Source organism: Solimonas terrae, from assembly GCF_011067135.1.
In the GTDB taxonomy this organism is placed as follows: Bacteria; Pseudomonadota; Gammaproteobacteria; order Nevskiales; family Nevskiaceae; genus Solimonas; species Solimonas terrae.
This window is the reverse complement of sequence record NZ_JAAMOW010000008.1, coordinates 16,097-34,676: the sequence shown is the minus strand read 5'-3', so window position 1 is coordinate 34,676 and position 18,580 is coordinate 16,097. Positions and strand designations below refer to the sequence as shown.

General features: G+C 65.5%; 14 protein-coding genes and 1 other RNA gene. 6 read left to right on the top strand and 9 right to left on the bottom strand.

Features of this window, described 5'->3' with window-relative positions; all coding sequences use genetic code 11:
* Positions 1–651: 651 nt before the first annotated feature.
* From ffs to mrcB, 5 genes are all read right to left on the bottom strand, one after another.
* Positions 652–748, bottom strand: an RNA gene (ffs, locus tag G7Y85_RS15140) — signal recognition particle sRNA small type.
* An 84-nt stretch (positions 749–832) separates the two neighbouring features.
* Positions 833–1,537, bottom strand: a complete 705-nt coding sequence (gene tsaB / locus G7Y85_RS15135; protein WP_166258990.1) for a tRNA (adenosine(37)-N6)-threonylcarbamoyltransferase complex dimerization subunit type 1 TsaB — start codon at positions 1,535–1,537, stop codon at positions 833–835.
* 6 nt (positions 1,538–1,543) lie between these two features.
* Positions 1,544–3,475, bottom strand: coding sequence for a DNA repair helicase YoaA (gene yoaA, locus G7Y85_RS15130; RefSeq protein ID WP_166258986.1), 1,932 nt, complete (start codon positions 3,473–3,475; stop codon positions 1,544–1,546).
* 90 nt (positions 3,476–3,565) lie between these two features.
* Positions 3,566–4,135, bottom strand: a complete 570-nt coding sequence (locus tag G7Y85_RS20680; RefSeq protein ID WP_166258983.1) for a tetratricopeptide repeat protein — start codon at positions 4,133–4,135, stop codon at positions 3,566–3,568.
* A gap of 89 nt (positions 4,136–4,224) precedes the next feature.
* Positions 4,225–6,528 carry a penicillin-binding protein 1B gene (gene mrcB, locus G7Y85_RS15120; protein WP_166258980.1) on the bottom strand — a complete coding sequence of 768 codons (2,304 nt, stop codon included), beginning with the start codon at positions 6,526–6,528 and terminating at the stop codon, positions 4,225–4,227.
* Between the two features lie 211 nt (positions 6,529–6,739).
* Between mrcB and G7Y85_RS15115 the strand changes: the two genes are divergently transcribed.
* Positions 6,740–7,762, top strand: coding sequence for a porin (locus G7Y85_RS15115; RefSeq protein ID WP_166258977.1), 1,023 nt, complete (start codon positions 6,740–6,742; stop codon positions 7,760–7,762).
* A 413-nt stretch (positions 7,763–8,175) separates the two neighbouring features.
* Here the strand turns inward: G7Y85_RS15115 and phoU are convergent, their stop codons facing one another.
* On the bottom strand, positions 8,176–8,892 hold the full coding sequence (gene phoU / locus G7Y85_RS15110; protein WP_166258974.1) for a phosphate signaling complex protein PhoU: 717 nt from the start codon (positions 8,890–8,892) through the stop codon (positions 8,176–8,178).
* 319 nt (positions 8,893–9,211) lie between these two features.
* On the opposite strand from phoU, the gene pstS reads away from it, so the two are divergent.
* From pstS to pstB, 4 genes are all read left to right on the top strand, one after another.
* Positions 9,212–10,249, top strand: coding sequence for a phosphate ABC transporter substrate-binding protein PstS (pstS, locus tag G7Y85_RS15105; protein WP_436286641.1), 1,038 nt, complete (start codon positions 9,212–9,214; stop codon positions 10,247–10,249).
* 169 nt (positions 10,250–10,418) lie between these two features.
* Positions 10,419–11,330: a phosphate ABC transporter permease subunit PstC gene (gene pstC, locus G7Y85_RS15100; RefSeq protein WP_166259673.1), complete on the top strand. Its 912-nt coding sequence runs from the start codon at positions 10,419–10,421 to the stop codon at positions 11,328–11,330.
* A gap of 21 nt (positions 11,331–11,351) precedes the next feature.
* Positions 11,352–12,194, top strand: a complete 843-nt coding sequence (gene pstA / locus G7Y85_RS15095) for a phosphate ABC transporter permease PstA (protein ID WP_436286640.1) — start codon at positions 11,352–11,354, stop codon at positions 12,192–12,194.
* Between the two features lie 57 nt (positions 12,195–12,251).
* Entirely contained in the window at positions 12,252–13,043 is a 792-nt protein-coding gene (gene pstB, locus G7Y85_RS15090) for a phosphate ABC transporter ATP-binding protein PstB (RefSeq protein ID WP_166259669.1), read from the top strand.
* A gap of 204 nt (positions 13,044–13,247) precedes the next feature.
* On the opposite strand, the gene G7Y85_RS15085 is transcribed toward pstB, so the two are convergent.
* Entirely contained in the window at positions 13,248–14,108 is an 861-nt protein-coding gene (locus G7Y85_RS15085) for an SDR family oxidoreductase (RefSeq protein WP_366514983.1), read from the bottom strand.
* Between the two features lie 297 nt (positions 14,109–14,405).
* On the opposite strand from G7Y85_RS15085, the gene G7Y85_RS15080 reads away from it, so the two are divergent.
* Entirely contained in the window at positions 14,406–14,960 is a 555-nt protein-coding gene (locus G7Y85_RS15080; protein WP_166258965.1) for a redoxin family protein, read from the top strand.
* Between the two features lie 21 nt (positions 14,961–14,981).
* Here G7Y85_RS15080 and G7Y85_RS15075 read toward each other — a convergent pair whose 3' ends face one another.
* Positions 14,982–17,711 (bottom strand): MMPL family transporter, encoded by a 2,730-nt coding sequence (locus G7Y85_RS15075; RefSeq protein WP_194241205.1) that lies wholly within the window; start codon positions 17,709–17,711, stop codon positions 14,982–14,984.
* 4 nt (positions 17,712–17,715) lie between these two features.
* Positions 17,716–18,501, bottom strand: coding sequence for an outer membrane lipoprotein-sorting protein (locus tag G7Y85_RS15070; RefSeq protein ID WP_166258962.1), 786 nt, complete (start codon positions 18,499–18,501; stop codon positions 17,716–17,718).
* Positions 18,502–18,580: the final 79 nt, after the last annotated feature.

Here is an 18,580-nt window from a genome sequence, read left to right as displayed (position 1 = left end):
AGTCATCAAAGGAAACGACACCCTGGCTACCGCGCCGGTGCCGCGCACCGATGCCCTGCGATGCTCGCCACGCCGGCCGTCGCTGGAACTCGCGCTGCTGCGCAGCGCTCAGACAGTCAGCGACGGACAACCCCGGCGTGCCTGTGCTTTTCGGCGCATCGCAAAGGGCCCGAACGTCAAGAGCAAAAGCGCGGTTCGATTCACCCCATGCACCAGTTCCCTCTCCCGCGCGCGGGAGAGGGCCAGGGCCTGTCAACGCGATGGACGATCGCTGCGTTGCTGCCAGCAATCACGCCAGGCAAGGCACGAGCCGCAGGGCTTGGTGGCGCCAGGCGCAAGGCTCGCAACGTCGCATGGCGCGATTGCTGGCGCAATCCGAATGGGGCGGGGCCGTTTTGGCGCAGGGCAAGGCTTTTGATGCCGAAGTCGCCATGGGCCGCACCGAGCGGCGCAGGCTTGCCCGCACGGCGGTTGCGGTCCTCGGGGCGTCCTTTCTTTTCTTTGGACGAGCAAAGAAAGGAACCTCGCCGACAAGGCGAAAACAAGAAGTCAGATCGGGAACCGAAGCGTCGGCAGATGACAACACCCGGATAAAGCATCCATCCAACTCGCGACCGTGTCGAAAGACGTCGCGGTCCTCGAAGGCGGCAGCCCGTACCAGCTTGCTCCGGCGCCCGGCATCACCGACACCGTTGCTCCCTTCCGGGCCTGGCGGGGTTCACGGCTTTCCGTCGCGGAGGGCCGGCACGGGCCACCATCGAAGCCCCGCGGAACGCGAGGGACGCGCAGTGTGCCTGAAACGGCGTCACGCTTCCAGACGCGAGATGCAATGCTAGGTCGGCATCGCGCGACGGGCGCGCTGTTCGATGAGCGTCAGGGCCACCTTGTTGCGCAGGTATTGCGGCACGAGTTCGGCGGCACCGATCACCCGTCCGTTCGCGAAACATGGCTGCGCCAGTGCCAGCGCGTCGGCGGCACGCGGCAGAGCCTGCCCGTCGCAGGCGAGCAGCGTCGCGGCGCTCGATGCTTCCAGCGCGGCCCGGTACGCCTGCCAGCCGCTGCCGACAGCATGCCAGGCGCCGGCCTGTGCGGGGACGTCGGCAGGTGCACTCACCACGGCCTCGCCGATCGCCTCCGGCAGCCCGTCGGCATCGCGCTGCCAGGCCGCGAAATACACCTCGTCCATGCGGGCATCGATCGCCGTCAGCACGCGCTGCGCGCCATCGCGCATCGGCGGCAGCGCCAGCATCCGCAGCGATGACACCGGCACCACCGGACGATCGTGGGCGAGCGCCAGACCCTTGATGAAACTGACGCCGATGCGCACGCCGGCAAAGCTGCCGGGGCCGGTGCCGCAGACATAGCCGTCGAGTTGTGCGAAGCCGATGCCGGCCTCCGCCATCACCGCACGCACCATCGGCACCAGCTGCTGGGTGTGGCTGCGCCCGGCCACGTCAAAACGCACGCAGATCTGCCTGCCGGTCTGCAGCGCGACCGAGCAGGCTTCCGTGGCGGTGTCGAGTGCAAGCAGGTTCATGGCAGGTCAGTCCGTCGCAGCCTGTGGGGCCAGCGTCGCCAGAAATTCCCGCACGGCGGCCAGCTCGCGAAGTACCGGCATCTTCGGCAGGCTGGCGATCACGCGACGGCCGTAGGATTTCGAGACGATGCGCGGATCGCAGAGCATGAGCAAGCCGCGATCGTCCGGATCGCGGATCAGGCGACCGGTGCCCTGGCGCAGCATGACGATCGCCTCCGGCAACTGCAGTTCGACGAATGGCGTGCCGCCGCGACGTCGCACGGCATCGAGCTTGGCCTCGAAAACCGGATCGCCCGGCGCCGCGAACGGCAGACGATCGATGATGACGACACGCAGCGCCGCTCCCTTGACGTCGACCCCTTCCCAGAAGCTGCTGGTGCCGACCAGCACCGCATTGCCGTCGTCGGCAAAGGCATCGAGCAGCGCCGAGCGGCTGTCCTCGCCCTGCACCAGCACGCGCAAGCTCAGGCTCGCCCGCAGCCTTTCGGCGATCTGCCGCAGCGCGCGATGACTCGTGCACAGCATGAAGGCGCCGCCACCGGCGGCTTCGATCACCGGCGTGGCGGCGGCTGCGACCGACGCCGAATAGGCCGGATCGTTCGGCTCCGGCAGATCGCGCGGCAGATAGAGTCGCGCCTGCTGCATGTAATCGAAGGGGCTGTCGAGCCGCAGCGTCCGGGCGTCATCGAGTCCGAGCGCACGATGGAAATGACCGAAGTCCTCGCCGACCGCGAGCGTCGCCGAGGTGAACAGCCAGGTGCCGGGATAGGTTTCGCGCATACGCTGGAAATCCTCGGCCACCTCGATCGGCGTGGCATTGAGACTGCCGCCGCGCTGCAGTGCTTCGACCCAGCGCACTTCGCGGCCACCCTCGTCCGGCACTTCGAGCACATGCCGCCAGCGCTCGGCCAGACCGACCGCGCGTTCGAGCGCCGCCGAGAGCTCGGCATTGCGCTCCTCCAGCGGCGCCAGCAGGCCGCGCAGCGACAGCAGCGATTCACCGACCTGCGCGGCCGCACCGTGGCGATCGCGATCGGCGAGAAAGCCGGCCAGCGGCTGACGTTGCGGCTGACCCGCGAACAGCATTTCGAGACGGCTGACGTCACCGGAAAAGACCTGCGCCGCCTCGGCGAGCGCCGCCAGATCACCATGCACCTGGGCCTCGGCCTGCACGTCGCGCGCAAGCTCCTGCAGCTGTCGCGTCGACACGCGACGGCCGAAGAATTCGGCCGCGAGCTCCGGCAGCTGATGGGCCTCATCGACGATGATCGCATCACTGCCGGACAGGATCTGGCCGAAACCCTGATCCTTGAGCACGAAATCGGACAGCAGCAGATGGTGATTGACGACCACCAGATCGGCCGCCTGCGCATTGCGCCGCGCCTGCGCAACGAAGCATTTCTCGAAGTCCTCGCAGCGGCTGCCCAGGCAGTTGTCGGCGGTCGAGGTGATCTGTCGCAGCAGACCGTCTTCGCCGGAGAATTCGCCAAGCTCGGAAATCTCGCCGGACTGCGTGCGTCGTGCCCAGTCCTCGATCGTGCGCAGACGATCCCAGGCCCAGCGCAAGGCCGGCAAGCCACGCGCGCGCTTCATGCGGTACAGGCACAGATAGTTGGCGCGGCCCTTGAGCAGCGCGACGCGCGACGGCGTGCGCAGGGCGTCACGCACGCGCGGCAGGTCGCGATGGAACAGCTGATCCTGCAAGGTACGCGTGCCGGTCGACACCAGCGTGCGCTTGCCGGACATCAGTGCCGGCACCAGATAAGCATAGGTCTTGCCGGTGCCGGTGCCGGCTTCGACGATCAGGCTGGCGTCACTTTCGAACGCACCGGCCACGGCAGCCGCCATGCGCTGCTGCGGCAGGCGCGGCGCAAAGCCGGCGAGATCGGCAAACGGACCGCTGCCGCCCAGCAGGTCCGCGGTTTCGTCCGGCGTCACGTCGCGTCGCTCGGGGACATCCGATCCATCAGCTCCCTCGTTCCTTGCTCTGCGACACCGCGACGCAGCGGCGCCGACCGGCGCTGCCGATCAGGGCGTGTCGGGCTGGGCAGCATCGAGCCGCGCCTGCAGCGCAGCGATCTGCGCCGCCGCGTCGGCCGCCCCGTCGGCGTCGCCCTGCCCGTTGCGCGCAGCGGCGATGGTCTTCCAGTTTTCCAGCGTGACATAGATATTGCCGCGCGCCAGCGCATTCGATTTCTGGGCCATCGACTCGGCCTGCGCGTAGTTCTTCTGCGCCAGATGCGCCTGCGCCAGCGCCGACCAGACGAAGTAGTTCCGCGGTTCGATGCGCAGGGCACGTTCGAGCGTACCGGCGGCCTGATCCGGCTGCCCGTCCTGCCGATACTGGCGTGCGCGCTTCATCAGCGATGTGACGGCCGCACCGCTGATCTGCTCGGCGGTCTTCGGATAGTCCGGCAAGGGCGGCGGCACCACCGGCAAGGGTGGCGGCAGCGGCTGGGCGTCGACGGGGCCCGGAGGCGGTGGCAGCGGTTCGCCTTCCGGTCCCGTCGAACCGGGATAGACCTGATGGGTCCCGGAGGTGGTCTGACAGGCCGCGAGCAGCAGCGCGGCGAACAACACCATCAACTTCGAGCGCACGTGTGAATCCCGGGGGAACAATGACGGGCGTCATTGTAACGGTGCGCCGCCGCCGGCAGGTGATCGCGGCGGCGCACCGAGGCCTGCGATCAATGCCCGAAGATATCCTTGAGCCACTGCATCGGTCCGTTCTGGCTGCCCTGCGCGGCGCAGGGTGCCCAGTCCTGCGGACCGGCATTGCTCAGATACGGCACGGTGATCGCATCGACGCATTGCGCGTCGGCGCGCAGACCGCTGTCCGGGTCGATCGACACTTCCTCGACCGAGGCCGGCGGAATGTTGTCGAGACTGCGCACGTGCAGATCCTTCATCACGCGCATCCAGACACGCAGGGCACCCGACGACCCGGACAGGCCGGTCGACTGGTTGTCGTCGCGGCCGACCCAGATCACGGTCACGCGATCGGCGCCGAAACCGGCAAACCAGCTGTCGCGGAAATCGTCGGTGGTTCCGGATTTGCCGGCCACGGCGGTGTCCGGCGACAGCAGCGAATAGGCCGAACGGCCGGTGCCGATCGTCATCACCTTCTGCATCGCCCAGGTCAGCAGATAGATCGGCCCGTCGGCGAACACCTGCTTGATCTGCAGCGGATAGCGCTGCAGCGGCTTGCCCTCCTTGGTCTGCACTTCGCGGATCGCCGACGGCGAGGCGTGGAAGCCGCCGGACGCGATGGTGCCGAACATCTCGGCCATCTGCAGCGGCGAGGCGTCGACCGCGCCGAGGAAGATCGACGGCAATGCCTTGGCGTCGCCGTCATAGCCGGCTTCGTGCATGGTCTTGAGCACGGCAGGCGCTCCCAGCGACAGGCCGAGGCGCACGGTCGGCAGGTTCATCGACTGGGCAAGCGCCATGTACAGGTGCTGCGGACCGTGCAACTGGCGGTCGTAATTCTTCGGCGCCCAGACCGGCGCACCCGGCAGTTTCAGTTCGATCGGTTCATCATCGATCACGGTTTCGAGGTTGTACTGCTCGGGATGCTCGAGCGCCGTCAGATACACGAAGGGCTTGGCCAGCGAACCGATGGACCGCCGCGAGTCGAGCGCACGGTTGAAGCCGGGGAAACGCACGTCGCGTCCACCGACCAGTGCCAGCACCTCGCCGCGATCGGCGCTGGTCACCGCACCTGCCGCCTCCAGCGTGCCGGCCTTCATCTTGCGTGACTTCTCGATCTCCGGCAGCTGCTCGACGATATGCGTCTCCAGCACTTCCTGCACGCGCGGGTCCAGCGTCGTGAAGATCCGCAGGCCCTCGTTGGTGAGATCCTCGTCCTTGTAGTCGTTCTCGAGCTGGCGTTTCACCAGTTCGACGAACGCCGGATAACGCTCGACGCCGCCGCCACGACCGCCGACCACGCCGAGCGGCAACTGGATATCGGCCTGGTATTCGGCGTCGGTGATCAATCCTTCGTCGCGGAACACGCCGAGCACCAGATTGCGCCGCGCCGTCGCCCGCTGCGGATTGCGCCGTGGGTTGTAGTAGGACGGCCCCTTGACCAGGCCGACCAGCAGCGCGATCTCGTGCGGGCGCAGCTCGTCGAGAGGCTTGTTGAAATAGAAGTGCGCCCCGAGACCGAAGCCGTGCACGGCGCGGCTGCCGTCCTGGCCAAGGTGCACCTCGTTCATGTATGCCTCGAGTATCTCGTCCTTGCTGTAGTGACTTTCGAGCAGCATCGCCATCGACGCTTCGTTGAACTTCCGGTTCCAGGTCTGCTTGCTGGTCAGGAAGAAATTCTTGATCAGCTGCTGGGTCAGCGTGCTGCCGCCCTGCACCACGTGACCGGCGCGCAGATTGGCGATGCCGGCGCGGAAGATCGCCTTGATGCTGATGCCGGAATGCGAATAGAAGCCGTGATCCTCCACCGCGACCAGACCCTTGGGCAGCAGGGGCGGCACGTCGCTGAGCTTGATCAGCACGCGATCCTCGCCCTGCTTCGGATAGATGCTGCCGATCAGCATCGGGTCGAGGCGCACGAGATCGAGCGGCTGGTTCTTGTCGATGTCGGTGATGCCGGTGACCACGTCACCGCTGAAGCTGACGCCGAGGCGTTCCGGCGCCTGCACACCGTCCCAGAAATCGAAACCGCGCGCATAGACATCGACATGTTGTGCGCCGGCGCTGTAGGTGCCGGTCATTTCCAGCCTGGCGTCCTGGCGATAACCGAGCCGCTGCAATTCATGCACCAGATCGTCACTGTTGAGCGGCAGACCGGCATAAAGCTCCTGCGGCGCCGCATAGACCTGAGCCGGCAGCGCCCAGCGTGCACCGGCAAAGCGCTCGCGTATCTCGCGATCGAGCTTGACGAGGTAGCCCGCGAAAATGGCACCACCGATACTGGCAACCAGCACGAGCAGCGAAACGAGAATGACGAGACGGGAGCGGGATTTGACGGCCATATCGCCGGGATTTTAGTGGATTCAGCCGCTTCGGGGCGCGTCGCGCGAATCCATCAGCGAGCGCCTGTCTCGTCACTGAACTGTCATCTTTCGGAAACAGGCTCGTCATGTGACGCTCGCAGACTGCGCACGCCTGGACTTTGGGGGGATCGCTCAGCCAGGCCGCGCGGTCATGCCGGGCGTCTCCAAATCCTTAAGGAGTTTTCTGAACATGCGTGACAATCTCACCGCGGTAGCAGCGGCCCTCGCAATTGGCGCGGCCAGCTTTGGGGCACATGCTTCCGACGTGAAGGTCGGCGGCAAAATGTACATGGATCTGACCGACAAGACGGACAAGGTCGGCGGCAACAAGACCGACGCCACGGGCTACGGCGTCGACGTGCCGCGCTTCTACCTGAGCGTCGACGGCAAGCTGGACGACGTCTGGTCGATGAACTTCACGACCGACTTCAAGTACAGCTCGTCGGATGGCAAGTCCCAGCCGTTCGTCAAGAAGGCCTATGTGCAGGCCAAGCTCGACCCGCTGTTCGTGCTGCGCGCCGGTTCGGCGGACATGCCGTGGATTCCGTTCGTGGAAGGCGTGTACGGCTTCCGCTATGTCGAGCCGACCACCACCGATCGCCTCGGTCTCGGCAACTCGGCCGACTGGGGCCTGCATGCCGGCGGCAGCGATTCGATGTTTGACTACGCCGTGTCGATCGTCAATGGCGCCGGTTACAGCAACGTCAGCAGCCGCAGCAAGCGCATGGACTTCGAAGGTCGCGCCGACGTCAAGCCGTTCGACGGTCTGACTCTCGCCGCCGGTTTCTACAACGGCAAGCTCGGCCAGGATCATGAAGTCACCGCGGCGGACAACACCGCGAGCCGCTATGACGGCCTGATCTCGTATGTCGGCAACGGCCTGCGCTTCGGTGGCGAATACTTCTCCGCCAAGAACTTCTCCAAGACCGCCGTGCTGAGCGGCCCGGAAGACAAGGCCGACGGTTACTCGTTCTGGGCTTCGTACGACATCACCGACATCATCACGGTGTTCGGCCGTTACGACGATGCCAAGCCGAGCAAGGACCTGGCGCCGAACGTCAAGGTCAAGTACTACAATGCCGGCGTGCAGTACGTTGCTGCCAAGGGCATCTCGCTGGCGCTGGCGTACAAGGGCAACAAGACCGACACCGGAAGCTCGGCCACCGACAAGAAGACCGACGAAGTCGGCATCTTCGGCGAGTTCAAGTTCTGAGGTCGCTGCAGTACGTTTGACCGCTGCGGAGGCGGGCCTTCGGGCCCGCCTTTTTGTTGTGTCGCTGCTTTTCGAAGCATGACCGTCAGCCGCGCCACGGCAGCGAGGCGGATGCCGCTGCATCGCTCGGCAGGCGCTCCCGCCGCCGCCAGCCGCACGGCGCTCAGCTCACCGCAGTCCCGCGATGCAGCCGGATCGGCTCATGTGCCGATCGACCGGCCCCGGCCGGTGCGTTGCAGCCTTGTCGCCATGACGACGTTCGCGCCACGGAACGACCATCGCACCGAGCGCGGATCGCAACCGCCGGCGGACGCCGCTCGCAACGCCCGCCCCGCCCCTGGGCGGCAAACGACGGCCAACACAACAAAAAGGCCGCGACAGGGTCGCGGCCTCGGCGCGTCTTCGTGCAGCTCTCAGCGCTGCTGGATTTCCTGCTCCGCGGCTTCCAGTGTCAGGTGGCGAATGTCCTTGCCCTCGACGAAGTAGACCACGTACTCGGCGATGTTCTTGGCGTGATCGCCGATCCGCTCCAGCGCGCGCACGCACCAGATGATGTCCATGACGCGTCGGATCGTGCGCGGGTCCTCCATCATGAAGGTGATGCACTGGCGCAGCAGCGCTTCGTATTCGCGATCGACCTCGCGATCCTGGCGCGCGACATTGAGCGCCGCCATCACGTCCATGCGCGCGAATGCGTCGAGGGCGTCACGCACCATCTGCGAAACCTGGCGCGACAGATGCTGCACCTCGCGCATGTTTTCCTGGATGCGCTCCTGCGAGGCCAGATCCTTGGCCATGCGGCCGATCTTGCCGGCTTCGTCGCCGATGCGCTCGAGATCGGTGATGGTCTTGATGATCGCGTAGACCAGACGCAGGTCGCTGGCGGTCGGCTGACGACGCGCGAGGATGCGCGAGCACTCCTCGTCGATCGTCACTTCCATCTGATTGATCTTCGCGTCGTTGCGGCTGACCTGCTCGGCCAGCTCGGCATCGAGACTCATCAACGCGCTGGTCGCATCGATGATCTGCTGCTCCACGAGACCTCCCATGGCCATGACGCGCTGGCGGACGTCCTCGAGCTCGGCATTGAACTGGCTCGAAATGTGTTGACGGAAAGTCGGCTTGTCCATGGTTTTACTTTGCAAGGTCCGGTATGTGTGGGCCGCGGCATCGCTGGCGACTATAGGCATCCACCCGCCGATTTCACAATGCAGCGCGTAGGCCCGCGAGCGCGCGGAAGCGGCACTGTGCGCGAGCTTTGTGAAGAAAGCATGACAGGCGCCGGCCCGCAGACCGAAGGCGCTGATTTTCCTTTGTAAATACAGCGGACTTCGTGCCACCGCCGGCAATTTCACGGACTGCAACGAAACTGTAAAACGAAGTGACTACCCTTGCGGCGCTCATCAAAGAGACGATCCTGTCCACCTAAGGGAGCTTCCTGTGACCGTTATCCGCAAAACCCTCGCGCAACTCGCGCTGGCCACGGCCGGTGCGCTGCTCGCCACCAACGCCATGGCTGCCGACATCTCCGGCGCCGGCGCCACCTTCCCGTATCCGATCTACGCCAAGTGGGCGGACGCCTACAAGACCGAAACCAACATCGGCCTGAACTACCAGTCGATCGGCTCGGGCGGCGGCATCAAGCAGATCAAGGCCAAGACCGTGACCTTCGGCGCTTCCGACAAGCCGCTGAAGCCGGAAGAACTCGATGAAATGGGCGCCATCCAGTGGCCGATGGTGATGGGCGGCGTGGTGCCGGTCGTCAACCTGCCGGGCATCAAGCCGGGCGAAATGAAGCTGGACGGCAAGACCCTCGCCGACATCTACCTCGGCAAGATCACCAAGTGGAACGACAAGGCGATCGCCAAGCTGAACCCGGACGTCAAGCTGCCGTCGACCGCGATCCTCGTTGCGCATCGTTCGGACGGTTCGGGCACGACCTTCAACTTCACCTACTACCTGGGTGCGGTCAGTGACGGCTGGCGCACCAAGGTTGGCGTCGACGCCTCGGTCGAATGGCCGGTCGGTATCGGCGGCAAGGGCAACGAAGGCGTTTCGGCCACGGTCACGCAGACCGAAGGTTCGATCGGCTACGTCGAGTACGCCTATGCGCTGCAGAACAAGATGACGTACACCGACATGATCAACAAGGATGGCAAGACCGTCGCCCCGAGCGCCGAGACCTTCGCCGCCGCGGCCGCCAACGCCGACTGGTCGAAGACCAAGAACTTCTACCTGATCCTCGCCGACCAGCCGGGCGCCGACAGCTGGCCGATGACGGCTGCGACGTTCATCATCATGTACAAGAAGCCGGACAATGCGGCCGACTCGCTGACCGCGCTGAAGTTCTTCGACTGGTCGTACAAGAACGGCGGCAAGATGGCCGGCGAACTCGACTACGTGCCGATGCCGGACAGCGTCGTCAAGCTCGTCGAGAAGGCCTGGGTCGACAACATCAAGGACGGCGGCAAGTCGATCTGGAACTAAGCTGAATCTGCTTCACGCAAGCTGCTGAACCGGGAGGGGGCGACATCGCCCCCTCCTCTCGCTGTCCCGTTAGAATCCATCGCTGCATCGCGCTTCAGGGAGTGTCGTGAATACCGCCGTCACCGCCGTTGCCGGTAACCCCTCGCCCACGCTGGCCCGCCACAAGCTCATGGAAAGCCTGTTGCGGATCCTGACGCGCTGCGCCGCCATCACCGTCCTGATCATGCTCAGCGGCGTGATCATCTCGCTGATCGATGGCTCGCTGCCCGCACTGAAAGCCTTCGGGTTTTCGTTCTTCCATACCGAATCCTGGAATCCGGTGACCGAAAAGTTCGGCGCCGCCGCGCCGATCTACGGCACCCTGGTCACGTCGCTCATCGCCATGCTGATCGGCTTCCCGATCAGCATCGGCATCGCCGTGTTCATCACCGAGCTGTGCCCGCCGAAGCTCAAGCAGCCGATCAGCACCGCGATCGAACTGCTCGCCGGCATCCCCAGCATCATCTACGGCATCTGGGGCCTGTTCGTGCTCGCCCCTCTGCTGCAGAAGTACGTGCAGCCGCTGCTGATCAAGGCGTTCGACGGCGTGCCCGGCCTGTCGACCCTGTTCGCCGGCCCGCCCTACGGCATCGGCGTACTCACCGCCGGCCTGATCCTGAGCATCATGGTGTTGCCCTTCATCACCTCGATCACGCGCGACGTGTTCGAGACCGTGCCGCCGATGCTCAAGGAGTCGGCCTACGGCCTGGGCTGCACGACCTGGGAAGTGGTGCGTCATGTGGTCCTGCCGTTCACCAAGACCGGCGTCATCGGCGGCGTCATGCTCGGCCTCGGCCGCGCGCTCGGCGAGACGATGGCGGTCACCTTCGTGATCGGCAATGCACACCGCATCAGCCACTCGCTGCTGGCGCCCGGCACGACGATTTCCGCGAGCATCGCCAACGAATTCACCGAAGCCGACGGCACGCTGTACACCTCGTCGCTGATCGCGCTCGGCCTGATCCTGTTCATCATCACGTTCATCGTGCTCGGCGCCGCGCGCCTGATGCTGCTGCGCATGAAGCAGTCCGAGGGCCGCTAGATGAACAACGCTCACATGAACATGGCCCTGTACGCGCGCCGTCGGCGCTTCAACCGCGTAGCCATGCTGTTGTCCTTCTCGTCGGCCGCCGCCGGCATGGTCGCGCTGGCCTGGATTCTCGCGACCCTGTTCCTGAAAGGCGCGGCCGGCGTCTCGCTGTCGGTCTTCACGCACATGACGCCGCCGCCCGGCAGCGCCGGCGGCCTGCTCAACGCCATGTACGGCAGCCTGGTGCAGACCCTGATCGCGACCCTGATCGGCACCCCGGTCGGCATTCTCGCCGGCACCTACATGGCCGAATACGGTCGCAACACCAAGCTGACCTCGGTCGTGCGCTTCATCAACGACGTGCTGCTGTCGGCACCGTCGATCGTCGTCGGCCTGTTCGTCTACGAGATCATGGTGCAGCCGATGGGTCACTTCTCGGCCTGGGCCGGCTGCGTGGCGCTGTCGATCCTCGTGCTGCCGGTCGTCGTGCGCACCACCGAAGACATGCTGCTGCTGGTGCCGGACAGCCTGCGCGAAGCGGCCAGCGCGCTCGGCGCGCCGCGCTGGCTGGTGATCCAGCAGGTCTGCTATCGCGCGGCCCGCGCCGGCCTCATCACCGGCACGCTGCTGGCGATCGCCCGCGTCAGCGGCGAAACCGCGCCCCTGCTGTTCACCTCCCTGAACAACCAGTTCTGGAGCACGAACATGAACGCGCCGATGGCCAACCTGCCGGTCGTGATCTTCCAGTTCGCACTGTCGCCGTATCCGGACTGGCAGCGGCTGGCGTGGACCGGCGCCCTGCTGATCACGCTGACCGTGCTCGCCCTCAATGTCTTTGCCCGCACCATCGCGCGTCCGCGCTCCAGCGGGCACTGATCGCCCATGGAACCCAGCGAATCCTCTACCATGCAAACTCGTCCGAACGTCGAACTGATGAAAGCCGAACTTACAGAGCCGATCAAAGATGCGCTGACGGAGAAGGTGTCGATCCGCAATCTCGACTTCTTCTACGGCGACTATCGCGCGCTGAAAAGCATTTCGCTGCCGCTCTACGACCGCAAGGTCACGGCCTTCATCGGCCCGTCCGGCTGCGGCAAGTCGACCCTGCTGCGTATCCTCAACCGCATGTACGACCTCTATCCGGGTCAGCGCGCGGCCGGCGAGGTATTGCTCGACGGCAAGAACATCATCGACCCGAAGACCGACGTGAACCTGCTGCGTGCGCAGATCGGCATGGTGTTCCAGAAACCGACGCCGTTTCCGATGTCGATCTACGACAACATCGCGTTCGGCATCCGCCTGTACGAGAAGGTTCCGAAGGCGGACATGAATGACCGCGTCGAGGATGCGCTGAAGCGCACCGCGCTGTGGGACGAGGTCAAGGACAAGCTGCAGGCCTCGGGCCTAGGCCTGTCCGGCGGCCAGCAGCAGCGCCTCTGCATCGCCCGTTCGATTGCCGTGCGCCCGCAGGTGCTGCTGCTCGACGAACCGACCTCGGCGCTCGATCCGATCTCGACCGCCAAGATCGAAGAACTGATCTATCAGCTGAAGGCCGACTACACGATCGCGATCGTCACCCACAACATGCAGCAGGCCGCGCGCGCCGCCGATTTCTCGGCCTTCATGTATCTGGGTGAACTGGTCGAGTTCGGCACCACCGACCAGGTCTTCACCCGGCCGCGCGAACAGCGCACCGAGGACTACATCACCGGCCGCTTTGGGTGAGCAAAAAAGGACCGCCTGAATGGCGGTCTTTTTTTGCGAACGCCCGGCCACGGATGGCCGGTCCGGGGTTCAATCGAGAAGTGCGGTCCCGCCCGGCATCGCAAGCACGCCGTTCAGATTGCCCGAGACCGCCCGAATGGCGGTCTTTTTCGTGAACGCTTGACCAGATCATGCGTCGCGACCGCAGCCTGCGTCGCCAGCTTCTCAGTGAAACTGCGGCAGATCATCCGGCAGGAAGAAGTCCGGTGCCAGATTCTTTTCGGGGGTTCCCGGCACGGCGGCGTACTGCGAAAAATCCCGCACGCCGGTTTCGTGCAGCACGACATCGTCGATGCAGAAATGGCCGCTGAACTCGCGTGACGGCTTGTTGAGAATCACGTGCGCCGCGTCGGCCATGATCTCCGGCGTGCGCGATGCCCTCATCACGGCGTCCCCGCCGACCAGCCTGATCGCGGCGGTCGCGATCGCGGTGCGCGGCCACAGGGAGTTGGCGGCGATGCCGTCCTTCCTGAACTCCTCCGCCCAGCCCAGCGTGCACAGGCTCATGCCGTACTTGGCCATCGAATAGGCGACGTGCGGCGCGAACCATTTCTTGTCCATCGCCAGCGGCGGCGACAAGGTCAGGATGTGGGCGCTGCCGTGGTTCTGCGCAGCCTTCTTCAGGTGCGGAATGCAGTAACGGCCGGCCATGTAGGTGCCGCGCGCATTGATGCCGTTCATGAGGTCGTACTTCTTCATGTCGGTGATCAGCGTGCCGGTCAGCGAAATCGCACTGGCATTGTTGACGAGGATGTCGATGCCGCCGAAGGTCGCGACCGTCTGCTCGACCGCAGCCGCGAGCTGTGTCTCGTCGCGCAGATCGCAGAGTATCGGCAGCGCCTTGCCGCCGGCTTTCTCGATGTCTTCGGCCGCGCTGTAGATCGTGCCCGGCAGCCTGGCATGCGGTTCGCCGGTCTTGGCGGCGACCACGACATTGGCGCCATCCCGCGCGGCGCGCACCGCGATCGCCAGACCGATACCGCGTGACCCGCCGGTAATGAACAGCGTCTTGCCTTTCAGACTCACAGCCCTTCTCCCGTTTCGCTCGTCGACCACAACGCCCAGGCTGCAGATCCTAGCCGCAATGTGTCGGGAAAGGCGGATTGCCACCAGCTGCGGCATCGCGGATGGCCGCGCCGGACACGAAATCCGGACGCCGGAGCATCGATCGACGCCGATCCACGACGCAGACTTGCGCATGCCGAATCCCGGCAACCAGCTCACGAAGCCTGCCGTCGATCATGGCAAGGGCGCAGTCAAAACGATCCAGCTCGCCATGATGGCGTCTCGCACCATCCCGTTCACGCGCCTGAAGGAACCGACATGCATCGTCACACCACGACCCTCGCAAACGGCTGCGCGGCTCTGATCCTGCTGCTGTCCGCGACCGTCGGCGCCGACGCCGCCTCGCCGGCACTCGGCAGGCCGGCGCCCGCGTTCACGCACCGCGACGCAGCCGACTGGCTGAACTCGAAACCGCTGACGCTGGCCGGTCTGCGGGGTTCGGTGGTGCTGGTCGATTTCTGGGCGTTCGAATGCTGGAACTGCTACCGCTCGTTTGCCTGGCTCGACACCATCGAACAGCGCTACGGCGAGCAGGGCCTGACGGTGATCGGCGTCCACACGCCGGAACTCGCCAGCGAGTACCGGCGCGATTTGCTGCAGGGCAAGATCGCCGAATACCGCTTGCGCAATCCGGTCATGATCGACAACGACCATTCGTACTGGCAGGCGCTCGGCAACCAGTACTGGCCGGCGTTCTACCTGATCGACCGCCACGGCATCGTTCGCGGCGCGTTCGTCGGCGAGACCCACGAGCACGACGCGAATGCCCGGCAGATGCAGGCTGCGATCGAGCAGCTGCTCGCCGAGCAGTGATGCCCGGCGATTCGCGGCTTGCTACTGCAGCATCGCCGTCGCGCGCGCCAGGCGTTCGGCCTGAATGCGATTGAGATTGCGCAGGACCAGCGCCGCGACCTTGGGGTAGCGGATGCGCAGCCGCTCCAGATCCTGGGAGTCGAAACGCAGCAGACGCACCGGCGACAGTGCCTGCACATTGGCGGTACGCCGCTGGCCGAAGTAACCGGCCTCGCCGAGCACCGCGCCGCGGCCGAGCCGGGCGAGCGACTTGTGCTCGTCCTGCCGTTCGATCCAGACCTCGAGTTCGCCGTCGACGACCACGTAGATGTCGCGCGCCAGATCGCCCTGCCGGATCACGCGCGTCGCCTGCGGATGCTTTTCGAGCCTGGACATCAGCGCGAACACGCGCGCCTGGCGCAGCGACAAACCCGACAGCAGCGGAATCGTATGCTGCGGCGACTCGCCGAGATCGAGCCGCAGCATGTCCCACAGCGTGACGATGCGCAGCTTGGAGCCCAACGCCGGCGTCAGCGTGATGTTCATCACCCAGGCCAGGAACAGCGTGAACGCCGACAGCAGGCCGAACTGCACCTGGGTCGCCAGCGTACTGCCGGCGAAAACCAGAAAGCCCGAGCACAGCGCGATCGTGCTCAGGGTGATCGGACGCAGCACGGCGGCAAGCGCGCTCGCCACGGCGGGTGCCTCGTCGGCCCCGGCGCGCGCATCGGCATTGAAGCGGGCCAGAAACTGGATGGTGTCGTCGACGGCGATGCCGATCACGATGCAGGCGATCAGACAGGTGGTCGGGCTCAGGGCGATGCCGAGCAGGCCGAGTGTGCCGAAGTAGATCGCGACCGGTACGACCGTCGGCAGCAGTGCGATCAAACCGGCACGCGCCGAGGTGAACATGAAGGTCAGCAGCAGCCAGATCGCGACGCTGGCGATCGCGATCGACAGGAACTGGCCGGAGGCAATCTCCTGCACGGTACGCGTTGCCAGAATCGGCGTGCCGGTCACCACACCATTCAGCGGCGCCGGCATCGCCTGCAGGCGCAGGTCGATGCGCTTGACCAGGGCATCGACCTCGCGCGAGCCGTCGACCTTGATGCGCAACTTCATCAGGGCCGAGCGGAAGCGCGGATCGATGACGTTGCGGATCGCATCGCCGCCGCCGAACACCAGCAGCTGCTTGACGGCCGCCGCGCTGTCCGGAATCGCATAGGCGGCCGGATCGCCATCGTTGAAAGCGCGATTGATCAGCTTCAGATGATCGACATACGACACCGCCGCGCCGACTTCCGGCTGCGCACGCAGCCACTGCTCCAGAGAGTCGAGCTGGCCGATCAGCGCCGGATCGGTCAGCGCGTCGTTGACATGCGTGTCGATGTAGATCGACATCAGGTTGGCGCCGTCGAAATCGCGATTGATCAGCTCGTAGTCGCGGCGCACCGTCGAGCGTTCGGAGAAACTCTTGCTGAACTCGGTGCCGGCGTGAATGCGCGACGCCAGAAAGGCGTCGACCGGCAACAGCAGCACGGCCACGCCGATGATCGCGGCCCGCCACTTCTGGTCGAACGCCGCCAGCCGCGTCGCGGTGGCCGAAAACCAGCGTGCACCGGGCGGCGCCGTTTCACGCCGGGCGCAGCCGCTGAGCGTCAGCAGCGATGGCAGGAAACTCAGCGACAGCAGCACACCGAACAGCGAACCCAGCGACGCCAGCACCGCGAAATTGCGAATCGCCGGCAAGGAACTGATCAGCAGCGACAGGAAGCTGGCGGCGGTGGTCGCCGCCGACAGCAGCAGACCGAGGCCGGCGCGATTGAGCACCCAGCGCGTGCGCACGCCACGCTCGGACAGCCACGGTTTGCCGAAGGCGTCGAAATACGCCGAGAGCAGATAGATCGTGTACGAAAGGCCGAGCGTGACGACCAGTGCCGGCACGATCGCGGTAACCAGATTGAACGGCATGCGCAACAGCACGGAGCTGGCCAGCGTCCACAGCAGGGTCAGCCCCACCGTCAACGCGGCGGCTATCGTCGCGCGCCAGTCGCGGAACGAGACGTACAGCAGCACGAGGATGATCGCGAACACGGCGGGCACCGTGAACCGCAGCGCGTCGAGCAGGGCGCGCGCGGTCGCGGCACGGCCGACCGGCGTGCCAGTGATCGCGACCGCCGCATCGCCGGCGACTTCACGCGTCGCGGCGCGTATCAGTTGCGGATAGTCGAGCGCGAGGAACTGCTGCTCGTTGACGCCGTCGACGAACAGGGCGAATGCAACGTGGCGACCATCGGCGGACACCAGGGTATTGCGATACAGCGGATTGCCGGCGATCTGCCGTGCAAAGCCGGCGATGCGCTCGGGATGCGCCGCTGCCTGCTGCGTGAAAGTGCTGACGTCGAGATCGCCGTCGATGGCGACCAGGTCCGGCGCGGTCGCCAGCGATGCCACGCCGCTGACACCCGGCAACTGCCGGTAACGCGCATTGAGCTGCTGGACCAGACGCAGGCCTTCGGTGCTGTACAGGTCCTTGAACTCGACCGCGACGATCACCGCATCGCCGTCACCGAAATGTTCGCGAACCTGCTCGTACAACGCACGATCGGCGTTGTTCGACGGCAGCAGGCGCTCGATCGACGGATCGATCTGCAGGCGCAGTGCGTGGGTCCGCGGATCGAACAGCGCCAGCGCCGCAAGTGCGCTGAGCAGCAGGCTCAGCACCAGCACGACGACCGGGCGGCCGGCAATCCATCGGACGAGTCGCTGCATCCGCTCAGCCGCCGATGTAGAACGTGCCGGGGTTGAACAGGCGGCCCGGCAGCGACTTGTCGGCGTGGATATCGAGCACCTTCAGCAAGGTCTTCGAACCTTGCTTGAGATCGGTCATCTGCAGCTGCGAGGCGTACCAGTAGCTGCCGTCCTGACGCAGGTCCCGGGCGTCGATGCTAAGGCGCTTGCGCACCGCCTGCCCTTCGTAGAAATCGACGCGCAGTGCGACACAGGATTTGGCGTCGACCCAGGCCAGCACCCGCGTAAAGCGGGCGCTGTCGCCGGCGGACGGCATCACGCTGAGCACGTGCACCGGCCGGCCATCGAGCACTTCGTCCTTGCCGATCTTCGGATCGCTGCCGCTGAAGGCATTGCCAAGCTGCTTGACGTCGGCAAACGACAGATCCGTACCCCACAGCGAACCATCGACCGCCGCACCGCTGACGCGACGGACCTTCGACAGCGCCGGGATGTAGACGTACATCTCGTCGCCGTCATCGCGCTCGCGCAGCAGGTAGGACGCACCGGCCAGATCCGAAGGCGCGGCAATGCGGATCACCGCGCGCAGCTTGTCGTCTTCGCGCGTCGCATACAGCTTGCCCTGCATGGTCCGCGTACTGCCGCTGCCGTCGCTCGCGTCGAGCTGGACATCCTTGACGGTCAGCGTCTTCGGAATGTTGGCACGCATGCAGCTCATCACCGATGCCGCCGTCACCGGGCCGGCGTCGGCCCACGCGGCGGAGGCCAGCGACAGCGTCAGGGCGCACAGGCACCCGGCGATCGTTCTCATGCGACATTCCCCCTCGTGGTCGTCGGTGACCGCGTGTTCGTCGATAACGGATTCTCGCACTGTCGGCCGCCCTCGTGCG